The organism is Roseiflexus sp. RS-1 (assembly GCF_000016665.1).
Taxonomy (GTDB): domain Bacteria; phylum Chloroflexota; class Chloroflexia; order Chloroflexales; family Roseiflexaceae; genus Roseiflexus.
Genome location: NC_009523.1, coordinates 5,191,623 through 5,206,070, shown reverse-complemented (window position 1 = coordinate 5,206,070; position 14,448 = coordinate 5,191,623). Strand labels below are relative to the sequence as shown.

At 57.7% G+C, this 14,448-nt stretch carries 12 protein-coding genes; 10 read left to right on the top strand and 2 right to left on the bottom strand.

The features are described 5' to 3' along the window. The first annotated feature begins 9 nt into the window (after positions 1–9). The 10 genes from ROSERS_RS21440 (at position 10) to pstB (ROSERS_RS21395) (ending at position 11,728) form a co-directional block, all read left to right on the top strand. Positions 10–2,010 carry a PstS family phosphate ABC transporter substrate-binding protein gene (locus tag ROSERS_RS21440; RefSeq protein WP_011958838.1) on the top strand — a complete coding sequence of 667 codons (2,001 nt, stop codon included), beginning with the start codon at positions 10–12 and terminating at the stop codon, positions 2,008–2,010. Positions 2,011–2,217: 207 nt separating this feature from the next. Continuing rightward, entirely contained in the window at positions 2,218–3,177 is a 960-nt protein-coding gene (gene pstC, locus ROSERS_RS21435) for a phosphate ABC transporter permease subunit PstC (protein WP_011958837.1), read from the top strand. Beyond that, complete coding sequence (gene pstA / locus ROSERS_RS21430; protein ID WP_011958836.1) at positions 3,174–4,448, top strand: phosphate ABC transporter permease PstA; 1,275 nt, start codon at positions 3,174–3,176, stop codon at positions 4,446–4,448. The genes pstC (ROSERS_RS21435) and pstA (ROSERS_RS21430) overlap by 4 nt, the downstream gene beginning before the upstream one ends. Beyond that, entirely contained in the window at positions 4,448–5,266 is an 819-nt protein-coding gene (pstB, locus tag ROSERS_RS21425; protein ID WP_011958835.1) for a phosphate ABC transporter ATP-binding protein PstB, read from the top strand. The genes pstA (ROSERS_RS21430) and pstB (ROSERS_RS21425) overlap by 1 nt, the downstream gene beginning before the upstream one ends. A 39-nt stretch (positions 5,267–5,305) precedes the next feature. Further along, entirely contained in the window at positions 5,306–5,962 is a 657-nt protein-coding gene (gene phoU / locus ROSERS_RS21420; protein WP_232282701.1) for a phosphate signaling complex protein PhoU, read from the top strand. Positions 5,963–6,651: 689 nt separating this feature from the next. Continuing rightward, on the top strand, positions 6,652–7,893 hold the full coding sequence (gene pstS / locus ROSERS_RS21415; protein WP_198136330.1) for a phosphate ABC transporter substrate-binding protein PstS: 1,242 nt from the start codon (positions 6,652–6,654) through the stop codon (positions 7,891–7,893). 96 nt (positions 7,894–7,989) lie between these two features. After that, the gene (gene pstC, locus ROSERS_RS21410) at positions 7,990–8,985 is read left to right on the top strand and encodes a phosphate ABC transporter permease subunit PstC (RefSeq protein ID WP_011958832.1); all 996 of its coding nucleotides are present in this window, start codon (positions 7,990–7,992) and stop codon (positions 8,983–8,985) included. Beyond that, positions 8,982–10,004 (top strand): phosphate ABC transporter permease PstA, encoded by a 1,023-nt coding sequence (gene pstA, locus ROSERS_RS21405; protein WP_011958831.1) that lies wholly within the window; start codon positions 8,982–8,984, stop codon positions 10,002–10,004. The genes pstC (ROSERS_RS21410) and pstA (ROSERS_RS21405) overlap by 4 nt, the downstream gene beginning before the upstream one ends. Positions 10,005–10,043: 39 nt before the next feature. Beyond that, complete coding sequence (pstB, locus tag ROSERS_RS21400) at positions 10,044–10,847, top strand: phosphate ABC transporter ATP-binding protein PstB (protein ID WP_011958830.1); 804 nt, start codon at positions 10,044–10,046, stop codon at positions 10,845–10,847. A gap of 20 nt (positions 10,848–10,867) precedes the next feature. After that, entirely contained in the window at positions 10,868–11,728 is an 861-nt protein-coding gene (pstB, locus tag ROSERS_RS21395; protein WP_011958829.1) for a phosphate ABC transporter ATP-binding protein PstB, read from the top strand. Positions 11,729–12,545: 817 nt separating this feature from the next. Here pstB (ROSERS_RS21395) and ROSERS_RS21385 read toward each other — a convergent pair. Next, on the bottom strand, positions 12,546–13,163 hold the full coding sequence (locus ROSERS_RS21385) for a hypothetical protein (protein WP_011958828.1): 618 nt from the start codon (positions 13,161–13,163) through the stop codon (positions 12,546–12,548). A gap of 7 nt (positions 13,164–13,170) precedes the next feature. Beyond that, positions 13,171–14,310, bottom strand: a complete 1,140-nt coding sequence (locus tag ROSERS_RS21380) for an acyl-CoA dehydrogenase (RefSeq protein WP_041334267.1) — start codon at positions 14,308–14,310, stop codon at positions 13,171–13,173. Positions 14,311–14,448: the final 138 nt, after the last annotated feature.

Here is a 14,448-nt window from a genome sequence, read left to right as displayed (position 1 = left end):
GAGAAACGTATGCACATCATCAGGAAACGGTTTTTCGCGTCGCTGCTGATGCTGGCGCTGATCGCGCCAATCATCGCAGCCTGTGGCGGTCAGACCGCGCAACCGACCGCCGCGCCCGCGCAACCGACCGCCGCGCCCGCGGAAGCAACCCCGGCGCCAGGACAACCGACCGCCGCGCCCGCGCAACCGACCGCCGCGCCCACGCAACCGACTGCCGAACCGGCGGCGGAGATCGATTACGATGGTCTTCCCGACGTCGATCCGGGAGCAGTAACGGGGAATATCGTCACCGCCGGGTCATCGACGGTCTTCCCGCTGACCCAGCGGATGGCGGAGCGCTTCAAGGACGAGGGGTACACTGGCAACATCACGATCGACTCGATCGGCACCGGCGCCGGGTTCGAGCGCTTCTGCAAGGCGGGCGAAACCGACATCTCCAACGCCAGCCGCCCCATCAAAGCCGCTGAAGTCGAGAACTGCCGCGCCATCGGTCGCGAGCCGGTCGAGTTCCGCGTCGGCACCGACGCCCTGGCAGTGGTCGTCAACCCGGCCAACACCTTCGTCGACAGCCTGACCAAGGCGCAACTCGCCGATATCTTCTCCGGCAAAGCCAAGACCTGGAAGGACGTCAACCCCGACTGGCCCGCCAATCCGATCAAACTCTTCAGCCCCGGCTCCGACTCCGGCACCTTCGACTTCTTCGTCGAAGTGGTGATGGACCCGGCGTTTGAGAAGAAGGGGAAGGAAGCCATCCTGAACGCTCCCGGCATTCAGTTGAGCGAGAACGACAACGTGCTGGTGCAGGGCGTGGAAGGCGACCCCAACGCCATCGGCTACTTCGGCTACGCCTACTTCGTTCCCGAGAAGGATCGCCTCAAAGCGGTGAAGGTCGAAGGCGTCGAGCCTACTGAGAAGACCGCCGAAACCGGCGAGTATCCGCTGGCGCGACCGCTCTTCATCTACTCCGACGCGAAGATTATGAAGGAGAAGCCGCAGGTCGCCGCGTTCATCAACTTCTATCTGACCTTCGTCAACGATGAGGTACTCGACGTCGGCTACTTCCCCGCCTCCCAGCAGGCGATCAACGTCGCCAAAGCAAACTGGCTGGCAGCGATGGGAATGGAAGTCAAGATGCCTGAGGTCGATCCGGGAGCAGTAACGGGGAATATCGTCACCGCCGGGTCATCGACGGTCTTCCCGCTGACCCAGCGGATGGCGGAGCGCTTCAAGGACGAGGGGTACACTGGCAACATCACGATCGACTCGATCGGCACCGGCGCCGGGTTCGAGCGCTTCTGCAAGGCGGGCGAAACCGACATCTCCAACGCCAGCCGCCCCATCAAAGCCGCTGAAGTCGAGAACTGCCGCGCCATCGGTCGCGAGCCGGTCGAGTTCCGCGTCGGCACCGACGCCCTGGCAGTGGTCGTCAACCCGGCCAACACCTTCGTCGACAGCCTGACCAAGGCGCAACTCGCCGATATCTTCTCCGGCAAAGCCAAGACCTGGAAGGACGTCAACCCCGACTGGCCCGCCAATCCGATCAAACTCTTCAGCCCCGGCACCGACTCCGGCACCTTCGACTTCTTCGTCGAAGTGGTGATGGACCCGGCGTTTGAGAAGAAGGGGAAGGAAGCCATCCTGAACGCTCCCGGCATTCAGTTGAGCGAGAACGACAACGTGCTGGTGCAGGGCGTGGAAGGCGACCCCAACGCCATCGGCTACTTCGGCTACGCCTACTTCATCGCCGAGAAGGATCGCCTCAAAGCGGTGAAGGTCGAAGGCGTCGAGCCGAATGACCAGACGGCGGAGAGCGGGCAGTATCCGCTGGCGCGCCCGCTCTTCATCTACTCCGACGCCAAGATTATGAAGGAGAAGCCGCAGGTCGCCGCCTTCATCAACTTCTATCTGACCTTCGTCAACGATGAGGTGCTCGACGTCGGCTACTTCCCTGCCTCTCAGCAGGCGATCAACGTCGCCAAACTGAATTGGCTGGCAGCGATGAAGCCATAACGCTTCGGTAACAGGAGCAGACCTGCATTCGTGCACGATCGACGGCAGGTCTGCTCGGTCTCCATTGTCTTATGACGAGGTGTTGTACGCAAGCGACGGGCGGATTGGCGTCACGAACGCCCTGGCATTATCGACAGGAGAATTATGCTATACTGCACTGCCGAAAACGACATTTATTCAGTGCCATAATCGAGGAGATTGCATCTCATGGAACAGGAAGCGCGTGTTGCCGTTGAACGCTCCACACCATTGAGCATCAGTCCGATCAATCTGCGCGGCAAGCCACGGTTCGGCGAAAACGTTATAGAGATCATCGTCTTTATTTGTGGCGCGATTTCTATTTTTACAACCACAGCAATCGTTATCGTTCTGTTCCAGGAAGCCTGGATGTTCTTTGGTTCGCCAGAGGTTGATCTGGTAGAGTTTTTCGGCACAACCACCTGGCAGCCGGAAACCGGTCGCTTCGGTATCTGGCCATTGATGACATCGACGCTGATTACAAGTATCATTGCGCTGATGGTGGCCGTGCCGCTGGGATTGGGCGCTGCGATCTATTTGAGTGAATATGCATCTCCCCAGGCGCGTGGCTACCTCAAGCCGATCCTCGAAGTGCTGGCGGGAGTGCCAACCGTGGTTTACGGCTACTTTGCACTGACATTCGTGACGCCGGTGATCCTTCAGGGGTTGCTGGGCAAGGGGAATGTCGAGATCTACAATATGCTGTCGGCAGGGTTGACAATGGGTATCATGATCCTGCCGCTGGTCGCATCGATGAGCGAGGACGCTCTGAGCGCCGTACCGCGTGCATTGCGTGAAGGTGCATATGGTCTTGGCGCAACCCGCCTCGAGACATCGCTGCGTATCGTGGTTCCGGCGGCGCTGTCGGGCATCCTGGCAGCGGTGATTGTGGCAATGTCGCGCGCGGTCGGTGAAACGATGATCGTTGCACTGGCAGCCGGCGCCGGACCCCGCTTTACCTTCAATCCGTTGCAGGCAGCCGAAACCATGACCGGGCATATCGCGCGTATCAGCGGCGGCGACATCAGTTACGCCAGCATTCAGTACACCAGCATTTTCGCCATCGCTCTGGTGCTCTTCTTCATGACGCTGCTGCTCAACCTGTTGAGCGGATGGGTTGTGAGTCGCTTCCGGGAGGTGTATGAATGAGCGCACAATCGATGGATCAGCGCGATAGGCCAACCGGTTATCTGCCGGAAGGTGCGGATATTAATCGCAATATCGCGGCGCGCCGTCTCCGCGGCGCTATCTGGCAGGCAATCTTCGTTTCATCGTTGATTATCGGCTTGCTGGCGCTGGCGACGTTGATCTATACCATCGTGGACGAAACGTTTGGCTATATTGCAGTGCAAACAAAGATCGACCCTGAGGAATTGGAGGAATTGACGGACGGTAGACCGCTCGAAGAGTTGTCAAAGGAAGAGTTGATCGAAATCCTGCGCGCGAATGTTTCCGCCGGACTGTTCCGACGCTTCGACCGTGATGAGCCGTTCAGTGAACGTTCGAAAGAGAGCGTTCTGCAACTGGTCGAAGAGCGCGTGGTTGGTCGTGAGGTGGTCGCTGCGTATAAACTGACCGAGTCGTTGCTCGAACGCGAGCGGATCGAAGCGACTGTTCGCGAGCGCTTCCCGCGCGCTAAACTGGAGTTCCATTCGTGGATCAACCGCGAATTTCTCACCCGCCCGATGAGCAGTGTTCCCCTTCTGGCGGGTGTCGGCAATGCGATCCTGGGATCGCTCTGGGTGATTGCAATCACGATGCTGCTCGCCATTCCCATCGGCATTCTTGGCGGCGTCTATCTGGAAGAGTATGCCAGCGATACCTGGTACTACCGTTTGATCGAGACCAACATCAATAACCTTGCGGGTGTGCCTTCGATCATCTACGGCATTCTGGGGCTGGCAGTCTTTGTGCGCGCACTCGAAGCATTGACCAGCGGCGCGATGTTTGGCGTCACCGACTCGAACGGACGAACCATCCTGTCCGCCGGGCTGACCATGGCGCTGCTGGTTCTCCCGCTGATGATCATTAATGCCCGCGAAGCGATCCGCGCCGTGCCGCAGTCACTCCGTCAGGCATCGTATGGTCTGGGAGCGACAAAGTGGCAGACGGTCTGGCATCACGTACTGCCAAATGCGCTTCCCGGCATTCTGACCGGCACGATCCTCAGCGTCTCGCGCGCGATGGGTGAAACGGCGCCACTGATTGTTATCGGCGCATCAACGTTCGTTGTGTTCTTTCCCGATAGCGTCTTCGATAAATTTACGGTGATCCCGATCCAGATCTATAACTGGACCTCGCAACCCGGTGCGCAATTCCGCAGCATCGCGGCAGCGGCAATTATCGTGCTGCTCGTCACGCTGCTGGCGCTTAACGCAACTGCAATTCTGCTGCGCAATCGTCTCAGGAGGAATTACTGATGGCAACCGCCGAGTTCTCTTCAGTCAATACGCTGCAATCAAACGGCAAGTATGCCGTTGAACTGAAAAATACCCACATCTACTACGGCGCCTTTCGCGCGGTCAACAACGTCAGTCTCCAGATCGAGCGACAGCGAATAACCGCCTTCATCGGACCGTCGGGGTGTGGGAAGAGTACGGTGTTGCGCGCAATCAACCGTATGAACGACCTGATCCCCGGTTCGCGTCTCGAGGGACAGATCCTGTTTCACGGCAAGAATATCTATGACCCGGACGTCGATCCGGTCGAGGTGCGGCGGCGGATTGGCATGGTGTTCCAGAAGCCGAATCCTTTCCCCAAGAGTATCTACGAAAACATCATGTTCGGTCCGCGCATCAATGGCTGGCGCGGCACGAAGCAGCAGGCTGACGAACTGGTGGAGCGCGCGCTGCGCGGCGCCGCGATCTGGGACGAGGTCAAGGATAAACTGCACCAACCCGGTACCGCACTCTCCGGCGGTCAGCAGCAACGGCTCTGCATCGCTCGCGCGCTCGCCGTGCAACCCGAAGTCATTCTGATGGACGAGCCATGCTCGGCGCTCGACCCGATTTCGACCCTCAAGATTGAAGAATTGATGTTCGAACTGCGCCAGAACTACACAATTGTGATTGTGACTCACAATATGCAACAGGCGGCGCGCGTTTCGGATTATACCGCCTTCTTTCTCATGAACGAATCACGTGCTGGCGAATTGATCGAGTACGGACCGACCACGCAGATCTTTCAGAACCCTCACGACGAACGCACCGAGAATTATATCTCCGGTCGGTTCGGCTAGTCGTTCGGCTGCCAGGCGTTGGTGGAAGAGAGCAGGCGCGTGCTGCACGGTATAAAGCACGATTATGATCGTCTGCGCCACGCACTCGACGGTATGGCGCAGCGCGTCAAGGAGGCGATGCACGAGGCGCTTCAGGCGTTGCGTCGCTTCGATGCCATCGGTGCGTCACAGATCATTCATGACGATCCCGATATCAACGCCCTTCAGCAGGATATCGAAGACCTTACAGCCCGTTTCATCAGTCGCTGGCAGCCACTTTTGCGCGATCTACGTCGTGTGCTTACCCTGCTGATGGTTGCTGGCGAACTTGAACGCATCGGCGATTACGCCAAACAGATCGCCCTCCAGGTGCGTCGCGCCAGGGAAGCCGGGTACACCCCGCTGCTCACGACCGATCTCCAGGAGTTGGGGGCGCTGACCGAACATATCCTGACTGCCAGTATTGCGGCATTCCTCTCGGAAGATGCCACAACAGCGCGCGCAATCGCCACCCTCGATGATCAGGTCGATGCACGTCGCCGTGCTATTCTCGAGGCGGTGCGCCAGATGGCGCTCAATGACGCCGCCCTCTTTGATGCAGCGCTTGCATCGCTCGAAATCACCCGTGCGCTCGAGCGTGTCGCCGATCGAGCGACAAATATCGCCGAACGCACCGTCTACCTGGCTACCGCAGCGCACGAGTCGCTCAACGCGTAATGTGAGCGTTCCTTTCCCCAACTATCCTCGATTGCCGTGCGCCTCTTATAGCATTGCCCGGATACATTGACCATTGTTCCTATCCGCCGTGTCGTGCGAAGCGCCCGCTGCTGGCGAAGTGTAGACCAAAATTATGGTCTTTGAGTAATTATTCCGCTCTCGCCCGCGCAAGCGGACTTCGCCTCGCATAGCCGGGAGGTTGCCCCGACGGCGCCAGGCGCATACCGGATTTATTTCTCAATCTCCATCATTTCGGTCGCTGCGTGGGGAGCGATTCCGGGAGTATTCAACCTCGTCAATTGGGTTCAACCTCGGTGAGAATTGCAATCAAACCGGGGTTATTGCGGTTTTCCAACTGCGCTGTGGGGCGACTCATCGCGCTGAACGATCACCTGTCCAGATAATACGCGATTTAAGATTTATTAAGAAGTCTATATTTATGGACAAAATTCCCTTAAGACGGCACGAGTTGATCCTTAATGATCGTTTGATAGACTCAGTATCACGGGACGCAGATTTGCCTAAACCATATTGGCGCAAGCCGACCCCGGTTGCCGGACGTGATGCGCTGACACATGCGCAGCATATCTGGAGCATGGCTAGCATTGTCTCTGACAAAGATACGGCTGATGGGTCAATATGCGTCAAGTGGAAGGGGCAGACAGAAGAGGAGAGGAAGGAGTCACTGTATGCAACGGCATCTTGTCCGCCCGGTTCTGTTGATGATAGCATTCGTCCTGTTCATGTCGACGTTCGTGATCACGGCGCAGACCCAGGCGCAAACTCAGCCGACGCCGACTCCACGACCACAGGCTACGCCAACGCGCCCCCGCGCAACGCCAACCCCGCGCCCCCGACGGACACCGACTCCACGACCACAGGCGGCTACTCCAACCGCTCAACCGACTGCTCCTGCGGCGTGGGCGCCACGTCAGATTAGCGGCGTCGTGTTGCAGGGATCAGGAGCGACTTTCCCGAACCCCCTCTATCAGGCATGGATCAGCGTGTACAAGAATGTTGTTCCTGGGGTGACCATCAGTTATCAGGCAGTGGGGTCTGGTCAGGGTCAGCGCGACTTCATCCGCTATCTGACCGATTTTGGCGGCACCGACTCGGCGCTACCGGCGGATCGCATCGCTGCCGAAGCGCCGGACGCGCTGCACGTGCCGATGGTTATCGGCGCAGTCGTGCCGACCTACAACCTGCCTGGCTTGCCCGCCGGTACAGTGCTGCGCTTCTCGCCAGAAACGCTGAGCGGCATCTATCTGGGTGAAATTACACGCTGGAATGATCCGCGGATCGCTGCTGACAACCCTGGCGTTGCGCTTCCAGACCTGCCAATCACGGTTGTCTATCGCTCGGATAGCTCAGGTACAACGTCGATCTGGACTGATTACCTGTCGAAGGTGAGTGAAACCTGGCGCACTCGCGTCGGCGCCGGTACGACCGTCCGCTGGCCCGCCGGTATTGGAGCACCGGGCAATGCAGGCGTCGCCGGCACGGTGGTTCGCACAGAGGGCGCCATCGGGTATGTTGAACAGGCGTTTGCAATCGGCAACCGTTTGCCGGTGCCGGCCGTGAAAAACGCAGCGGGCAACTATGTCCTGCCTACACCAGAAACCGTCTCTGCGGCAGCGGCCGGTGTGACTATTCCCGAAGACCTGCGGTTCTCAATCACTAACCCGCAGGGTGCAAACTCGTACCCGATTGCCGGGTTGACCTGGATCCTGATCCGCTCACAGACCTACACAGACGTTCCAAAGGCGCAGGCGCTCACCGACTTTCTCTACTGGTGTCTCACCGAAGGGCAGGGGGCTGCCATCCGTCTCGGTTATGTCCAACTGCCGACAGAAGTGCGCCTGAAGGCAATGGCGCAACTGAACAAAGTGCGTGTCCGTGGCGAGCAGGTGTTTACGACACCGCCGCGCTAATCCTGATCCACCGATTTCAGAGAACGATGCTGTAGCAGGGACCGATCTCCCTGCTACAGCATTATGTGTGGTACGAAACACTATGGAGAAATGAGTATGGCACAGGCACAGGCAGCTCGTGAAACGTTTCGAGAACGCATTGCGAAACGCACACAGCACGGGGATGGTATTTTCTGGGGATTGACACTCTTTTTTGCGCTGCTCGTTATTGCACTGGTGTTTGCTATTCTGTGGGTCACATGGAGCGATTCTCAACTGGCGCGTGAGCGATTTGGGTTGGCGTTTTTTACATCGGGAGAATGGAATCCGGTTGAAACGGAGGTCAACCCGGTCAGTTTCGGAGCAATGCCGGCCATCGTCGGTACGTTGATCTCTTCGGCGATTGCACTGATACTGGCAGCGCCAGTAGCGATTGGCATTGGGATTTTTCTGGCAGAATTGTGTCCGCCTGCTATCCGTACCCCGCTTTCATTCATGGTCGAATTGCTGGCCGCCATTCCGAGCGTTATTTATGGCGTTTGGGGCGTGATGGTCTTTGCACCGTTCTTTACTCAGAACATCGCACGACCGATGTCTGAAACCATAGGACAGATCGTCCCGTGGCTCGGTGGAAACGTTGCGTCTGGTCGCGGTTTGCTTATTGCCGGGATTATTCTGTCGATCATGATCCTGCCGACGATTGCGGCTATTACCCGTGATGTGCTGACCCTGGTGCCGAATACGCAACGCGAGGTGATGCTGGCGTTAGGCGCAACCAGATGGGAGGTTATCTGGCTATCGGTCGTGCCCTATGCACGCGCCGGTATCATCGGTGCAGTGATGCTCGGTCTGGGGCGTGCGCTGGGAGAGACTATGGCCGCCACCATGCTGGTCGGTAATCGTCCGCAGGTGCCGGAAACGCTGTTCGAGCCGGCCACAACTGCGGCTGCTCTGGTCGCCAGTGAACTGGTCAACTCGCAGACACTGATCCACGAGAGTGCGCTGGTGCTGATTGCACTGGCGCTCTTTGCGATTACCCTGCTGTTGAATCTGTCTGCACGTCTGCTGATCTGGTATATGAACCGCGGACCCGTCGGGAGGACACGCGCATGAGCCTGAAATCGAGTGCATCGCCCAACTACTCCCGTCGCAAAGCCATCGACGTGATGATGCGCAGTCTGGTCTTCGTGGCAACAGGACTTGCAATCGTGCCGCTTGTGCTGATCATCGGGTACGTTATCGTCATCGGCGGCGGAGCTTTGAACTGGGAGTTCTTCACCGATATCTATCAGCCGCCGATGCAAGTGTCAATGCCTGATCTTGGTCCTATCGACCCGAATGATCCGTTTGCCAATCTCGACCTGGGATCACTCGTCGGCGGCGAACCCGGAACTGGACAGGAGGGGGCAAACGATGAAAAAGGGGCTGATATTCTCGAAGCGCCCGCTCGTGGCGGCGTCTTTCACGGGATTGTCGGTACGTTGCTCATTACGACAGTGGCGCTGATCATTGCCACGCCGATCGGTATCATGGCGGGAATCTTCCTGTCTGAGTTCCCCGACAACTCAGTTGCGACAACCGTGCGCTTCGCCTCCGATGTATTGTCTGGCGCTCCTTCGATCATCGTTGGCGTTACAGCGTACATTCTGATTGTGAACGCAAAAGGCGCCGATGGTCAACCGCTTGGTTTCGCCGGGATCGCCGGTTCGATTGCGCTCACGTTTCTTATGGTGCCGACCATTACCCGCACAACGGAAGAAGTGTTGAAACTGGTGCCAGAGGCGACCCGCGAAGCGGCGCTGGCAATGGGCGCCACGACCTGGTACTCGACATTTACCGTCGTTATCCCAACCGCACTCTCCGGCATCGTCACCGGCGTGATGCTCGCGTTTGCTCGTGGCGCGGGTGAAACCGCTCCGCTCATTATGACGGTGCTCGGCAGCAACGTTTTGATGACCAATCTCTTCGAGCCAATGGCAGCGTTGCCGCTGATTACGTATCGCTACACCGAGTCGCCGTTCCCGAGCGAAAACACGCTCGCCTGGGGCAGCGCCTTTGTGCTGATGATGCTGGTGTTGCTGGTCAATATCCTGGTGCGCATCGCCACACGCAATCGCCTGCGCATGCGCTAAGCAGCGGATGATGTTCACACTCAGGAAAAGGCGCCATCAATGACAATACCCGTTATGACGTCACAATCCACAATTCAGATCCGCGACCTGAAGCCATACTACGGTAAACGTCTTGCCGTCAGGCCCGTGACCATGACGATCAAGCCGAACAAAATTACTGCAATCATCGGACCCTCCGGATGCGGCAAGAGCACTGTGCTGCGTTGCCTGAACCGGATGCACGAGACGATCCTCGGTGCGCGCGCTGAAGGTCAGGTGTTGCTGAACGATGAGAATATCTACGCACCGGACGTCGATCCAATCCTGGTGCGACGCAAAATCGGCATGGTGTTTCAGCAGCCTATCGCGCTGCGCACCCGTTCGATCTTCGAGAACGTCGCCATCGGTCTGCGCCTGGCAGGGATCAACGACAAACGAGTGCTGGCGGAGAAGGTCGAAGCGAGCCTGCGCGCGGCCGTCCTGTGGGACGAAGTGAAGGATAAGTTGAACCAGGCGGGAACGGCGCTCTCTGGCGGGCAACAGCAGCGTCTGAGCATTGCCCGCACGATTGCCGTCGAACCGGAGGTCATTCTGTTCGATGAGCCATGTTCCGCGCTCGACCCGATTTCGACGATGAAGATCGAGGATTTGCTCCTCGATCTGCGTAAGAAGTATACGATTGTCATCGTCACGCACAATATGCAGCAGGCAGCGCGCATTTCCGACGAGACCGCCGTGTTCATGGTCGATACCGATGACGGCGTCCCAACTGGCGTGCTGGTGGAGTACAATCCAACATCAAAGGTTTTTACCCAACCGGACGATCCGCGGACCGAAGACTATATCAGCGGTCGGGTAGGATAGCACCTGATATCGAGGAATCTATGGACGAAACAGTGCGACAAACAGGATTGTCCGGCAGGTTTGCTGAGACCGTTGCACGTGCAAAAGAGCATACAACATCCACAACGCAGGAAACGAAGATTGAAGCGATCAACTTCAACTTCTTCTATGGGACGTTTCAGGCGTTGCGCAACATCAACATTCGCATCCCGCAGAACCAGGTGACTGCAATTATCGGTCCTTCAGGATGCGGTAAATCCACCTTCCTGCGCGCTATCAATCGCATGCATGATCGTACTCCGGGCGCGCGCGGCGAAGGGCAACTCATCCTGGATGGTCTCAATATCTACGGCGATCTCGATCCGGTCAAACTGCGGCGCCGGGTTGGCATGGTGTTCCAGCGACCAAACCCGTTCGTCAAATCGATCTACGAAAACGTTGCTTACGGTCTACGGGTACAGGGCGTCAGAGACCGACGCGTGCTTGATGAGAAGGTTGAAATGGCGCTTAGACGCGCAGCGCTCTGGGATGAGGTGAAAGATCGCCTCCATAAGTCATCCGGCACAGCGCTTTCTGGAGGTCAACAGCAACGTCTCTGCATCGCTCGTGCAATTGCAGTGGAGCCGGAAGTGGTGCTCATGGATGAGCCATGTTCCGCCCTCGACCCGATTGCGACAATGAAAATCGAGGATTTGATCCACGAACTGAGCAGGAATTTTACCATTGTGATCGTCACCCACAACATGCAGCAAGCGATGCGCGTCTCTGATATGACCGCTTTTATGCTGATGGATCGCGAAACGCGCGCAGGCGAACTGGTTGAGTTCGGACCGACTGATGCAATCTTTACCAATCCGAAGGATAAGCGAACTGAAGACTATGTGACCGGTCGGTTCGGATAACAGTGAACCTTCAAAGGGTGTCCGCCGGTTCGCCCAGGGCATCTCATATCACGTCTGGTAACGCCCTGTGCGATTCACCAGAGTTCGTTCCCAATCCACGCTGTTTGTTGCAGATCAACCTCTTGCTGTGGGGCTGATGAAGGTTGAGAATATAAACCGGTATTCACCCCTGCCGTCGGGCTAATGGAGATTGAAAATTAAATCCGCTATACTGCGCTAGCCGTGGGGCTGAAGCCCTCGGCTAACCAGGGCAAAGCCCGCCTGCGCGGGCTATGGCGGATTATGTACTCAAAGACCATAAGCCCTCGGCTAACCAGGGCAAAGCCCGCCTGCGCGGGCTATGGCGGATTATGTACTCAAAGACTATAAGCCCTCGGCTATGGAATGCGAAGCCCGCCTGCGCGGGCTATACCAGATTATTTATTCAAAGACCATCTATAATTCTAAGACTGACGATAATTCTAAGACTGACGATGCCCTCGTTGCTGTGATAGTCACATTGCTGCGTATCGGGTGTGACGACCACGCATCCGCTTACAGGAGCGGGTTTTTTTGGAAGCCCCTGCATTCCTTCTCTCGTTCTGGGCTTCAGAACGATCAAACTCCCCCTTCTCCTCTTGTGGGAGAAAGGGGCAGGGGGAATGAGGGGCGAAAGCGCACCGGAACGCAGAAGATCACTGATCTCTCCCAATAACGCTACCCTTGAGAGGTGGGGAATGAGGGGCGAAAGCGCACCGGAACGCAGAAGATCACTGATCTCTCCCAATAACGCTACCCTTGAGAGCCATACATCCGGGCAGTGGCATGAGCAATTCTCTTACTGCACCTGCTTGAACTCTGCTGTCTGCACCGGACTCTCTGGCGGCAATGGCGTAAGCGCCAGCACCTGTACGGTAAAGCGGCGTCGCGCCGGTTGACACGCCGGCAGGTTGCCCTCCGTCCAGAGATACTCCCAGAAATCACGCCGCATCGGATGGAACTGCACCTCAGAGCGCGCAATGATTGCGCTGGGGAAGCCGTACTCCGCATCATACTCAACGCGGCGCAGGGTAAAGACGCGTTGGCAGGGGCAGTCGTGCGGCGACGGCACGCAGCGCGAGGCAGGGATGCTCTCAATATCGCTGCTGAGCGCAAACAACTGATCGACAGTCAGCGGATCGACCCAGAGCGTATCGCAGGTATTTTCGAGCACCCGACGCACCCACCCGCCGCGCACTTCGAGGCGCTGAGCACACACCCGCCCTAACGCCTCGATACGCACTGCGATGTAGTAGGAGTCGGGCGCCCGCGCACTCCACCGGGCACGCGCTTCCGCCCAACGCGCGCCCTGCGGCGGATCGACCGACGCCAGTCCCATCAGCTGCAGACTCAGCAGGCATGCCAGCGCGCCGCAGAGCAGTGCACCCATTCTGGTCAGACGTGCTCTATGATGCATAGCCCTGCTACCGTGCGATCTCGCGTGCAATGACCAGGCGCTGGATTTCGCTGGTTCCTTCGTAGATCTCGGTGATCTTCGCGTCGCGGAAGTAGCGTTCGACCGGGTATTCCTTCGAGTAGCCATTCGAGCCAAAAACCTGAACCGCTTTGGTCGCCGTCCACATAGCGGTTTCCGAGGCGTACAGTTTCGCCATCGACGCCGCGCTGACAAAATCGAGATGCTGATCCTTGCGCCAGGCCGCTTCATACGTGAGCAGTCGCGCCGCCTTGATCCGCGTCGCCATATCTGCCAGGGTGAACCCGATCGCCTGATTCTCGATGATCGGCTTGCCAAACTGTTCGCGGATTTTAGCGTACTCCAGCGCCGCCTCATACGCACCCTGCGCAATGCCGACCGCCTGCGCTGCGATCCCGATCCGTCCGGCGTTCAGGATGGTCATTGCAATCTTGAATCCCTGCCCCTCTTCGCCCAACCTTCGCCACGCTGGCACGCGGTAATTGTCATACGCCATCTGGCACGAATGGGCGCTGCGGATGCCCAGTTTGTGCTCGACCTTGACAATGCTGCACCCCGGCGCATGCGGATCGACCAGAAAGGCGGTGATCCCCCGATGCCCCCTGGATGGATCGGTCATTGCCATCAAAATGATCGTATCGGCATAGTCACCGTTCGTCACCCAGTTTTTGATGCCATTGATAACGTATTCATCCCCATCGCGCACTGCGGTTGTCTTTTGAGCGGCGGCATCCGAACCGGCGCCCGGCTCGGAGAGCGAGAACGCGCCAAGCATTCGTCCTGAAGCCAGGGGCGTCAACAGTTCACGCTTCTGCTCTTCGGTGCCGAACGTCTCGATGCCGTAACACACCAGCGAATTGTTGACCGACGCAATAACGCCCAGCGATGCATCTACCCGTGACAGTTCTTCGATGACAATCGCATACGAGATGTAATCAAGCCCGGCGCCACCGTACTGTTCGCTCACGGCGACACCCATCAAGCCAAGTTGCCCCATTTTCTTTACGAGGTCAACCGGGAACTCCATTGCCTCGTCACGCGCTGCCGCCGTCGGACGAATCTCCTGCTCAGCAAATGCGCGCACCGTCTGGCGCAACATCTCGTGCTGATCGCTGAGGGCGAAATCCATGCCATTGCCTCCTTTGTGTGACGCGCCTGATTCTCTTCCCATCATACCATATTCCCCGCTTCGCCCTTCAAATTTGTGCAAAATAACCAAATAGAAAACCCTTGCATTTGTTGAAAATGACCATATTGTATGGTATAC

What these genes read in the sequence shown, in the direction of transcription:
- ROSERS_RS21440 (WP_011958838.1), top strand. Translation starts at nt 10, where the DNA reads ATGCACATCATCAGGAAACGGTTTTTCGCGTCGCTGCTGATGCTGGCG.
- pstC (WP_011958837.1), top strand. Translation starts at nt 2,218, where the DNA reads ATGGAACAGGAAGCGCGTGTTGCCGTTGAACGCTCCACACCATTGAGC.
- pstA (WP_011958836.1), top strand. Translation starts at nt 3,174, where the DNA reads ATGAGCGCACAATCGATGGATCAGCGCGATAGGCCAACCGGTTATCTG.
- pstB (WP_011958835.1), top strand. Translation starts at nt 4,448, where the DNA reads ATGGCAACCGCCGAGTTCTCTTCAGTCAATACGCTGCAATCAAACGGC.
- pstS (WP_198136330.1), top strand. Translation starts at nt 6,652, where the DNA reads ATGCAACGGCATCTTGTCCGCCCGGTTCTGTTGATGATAGCATTCGTC.
- pstC (WP_011958832.1), top strand. Translation starts at nt 7,990, where the DNA reads ATGGCACAGGCACAGGCAGCTCGTGAAACGTTTCGAGAACGCATTGCG.
- pstA (WP_011958831.1), top strand. Translation starts at nt 8,982, where the DNA reads ATGAGCCTGAAATCGAGTGCATCGCCCAACTACTCCCGTCGCAAAGCC.
- pstB (WP_011958830.1), top strand. Translation starts at nt 10,044, where the DNA reads ATGACAATACCCGTTATGACGTCACAATCCACAATTCAGATCCGCGAC.
- pstB (WP_011958829.1), top strand. Translation starts at nt 10,868, where the DNA reads ATGGACGAAACAGTGCGACAAACAGGATTGTCCGGCAGGTTTGCTGAG.
- ROSERS_RS21385 (WP_011958828.1), bottom strand. Translation starts at nt 13,163, where the DNA reads ATGCATCATAGAGCACGTCTGACCAGAATGGGTGCACTGCTCTGCGGC.
- ROSERS_RS21380 (WP_041334267.1), bottom strand. Translation starts at nt 14,310, where the DNA reads ATGGATTTCGCCCTCAGCGATCAGCACGAGATGTTGCGCCAGACGGTG.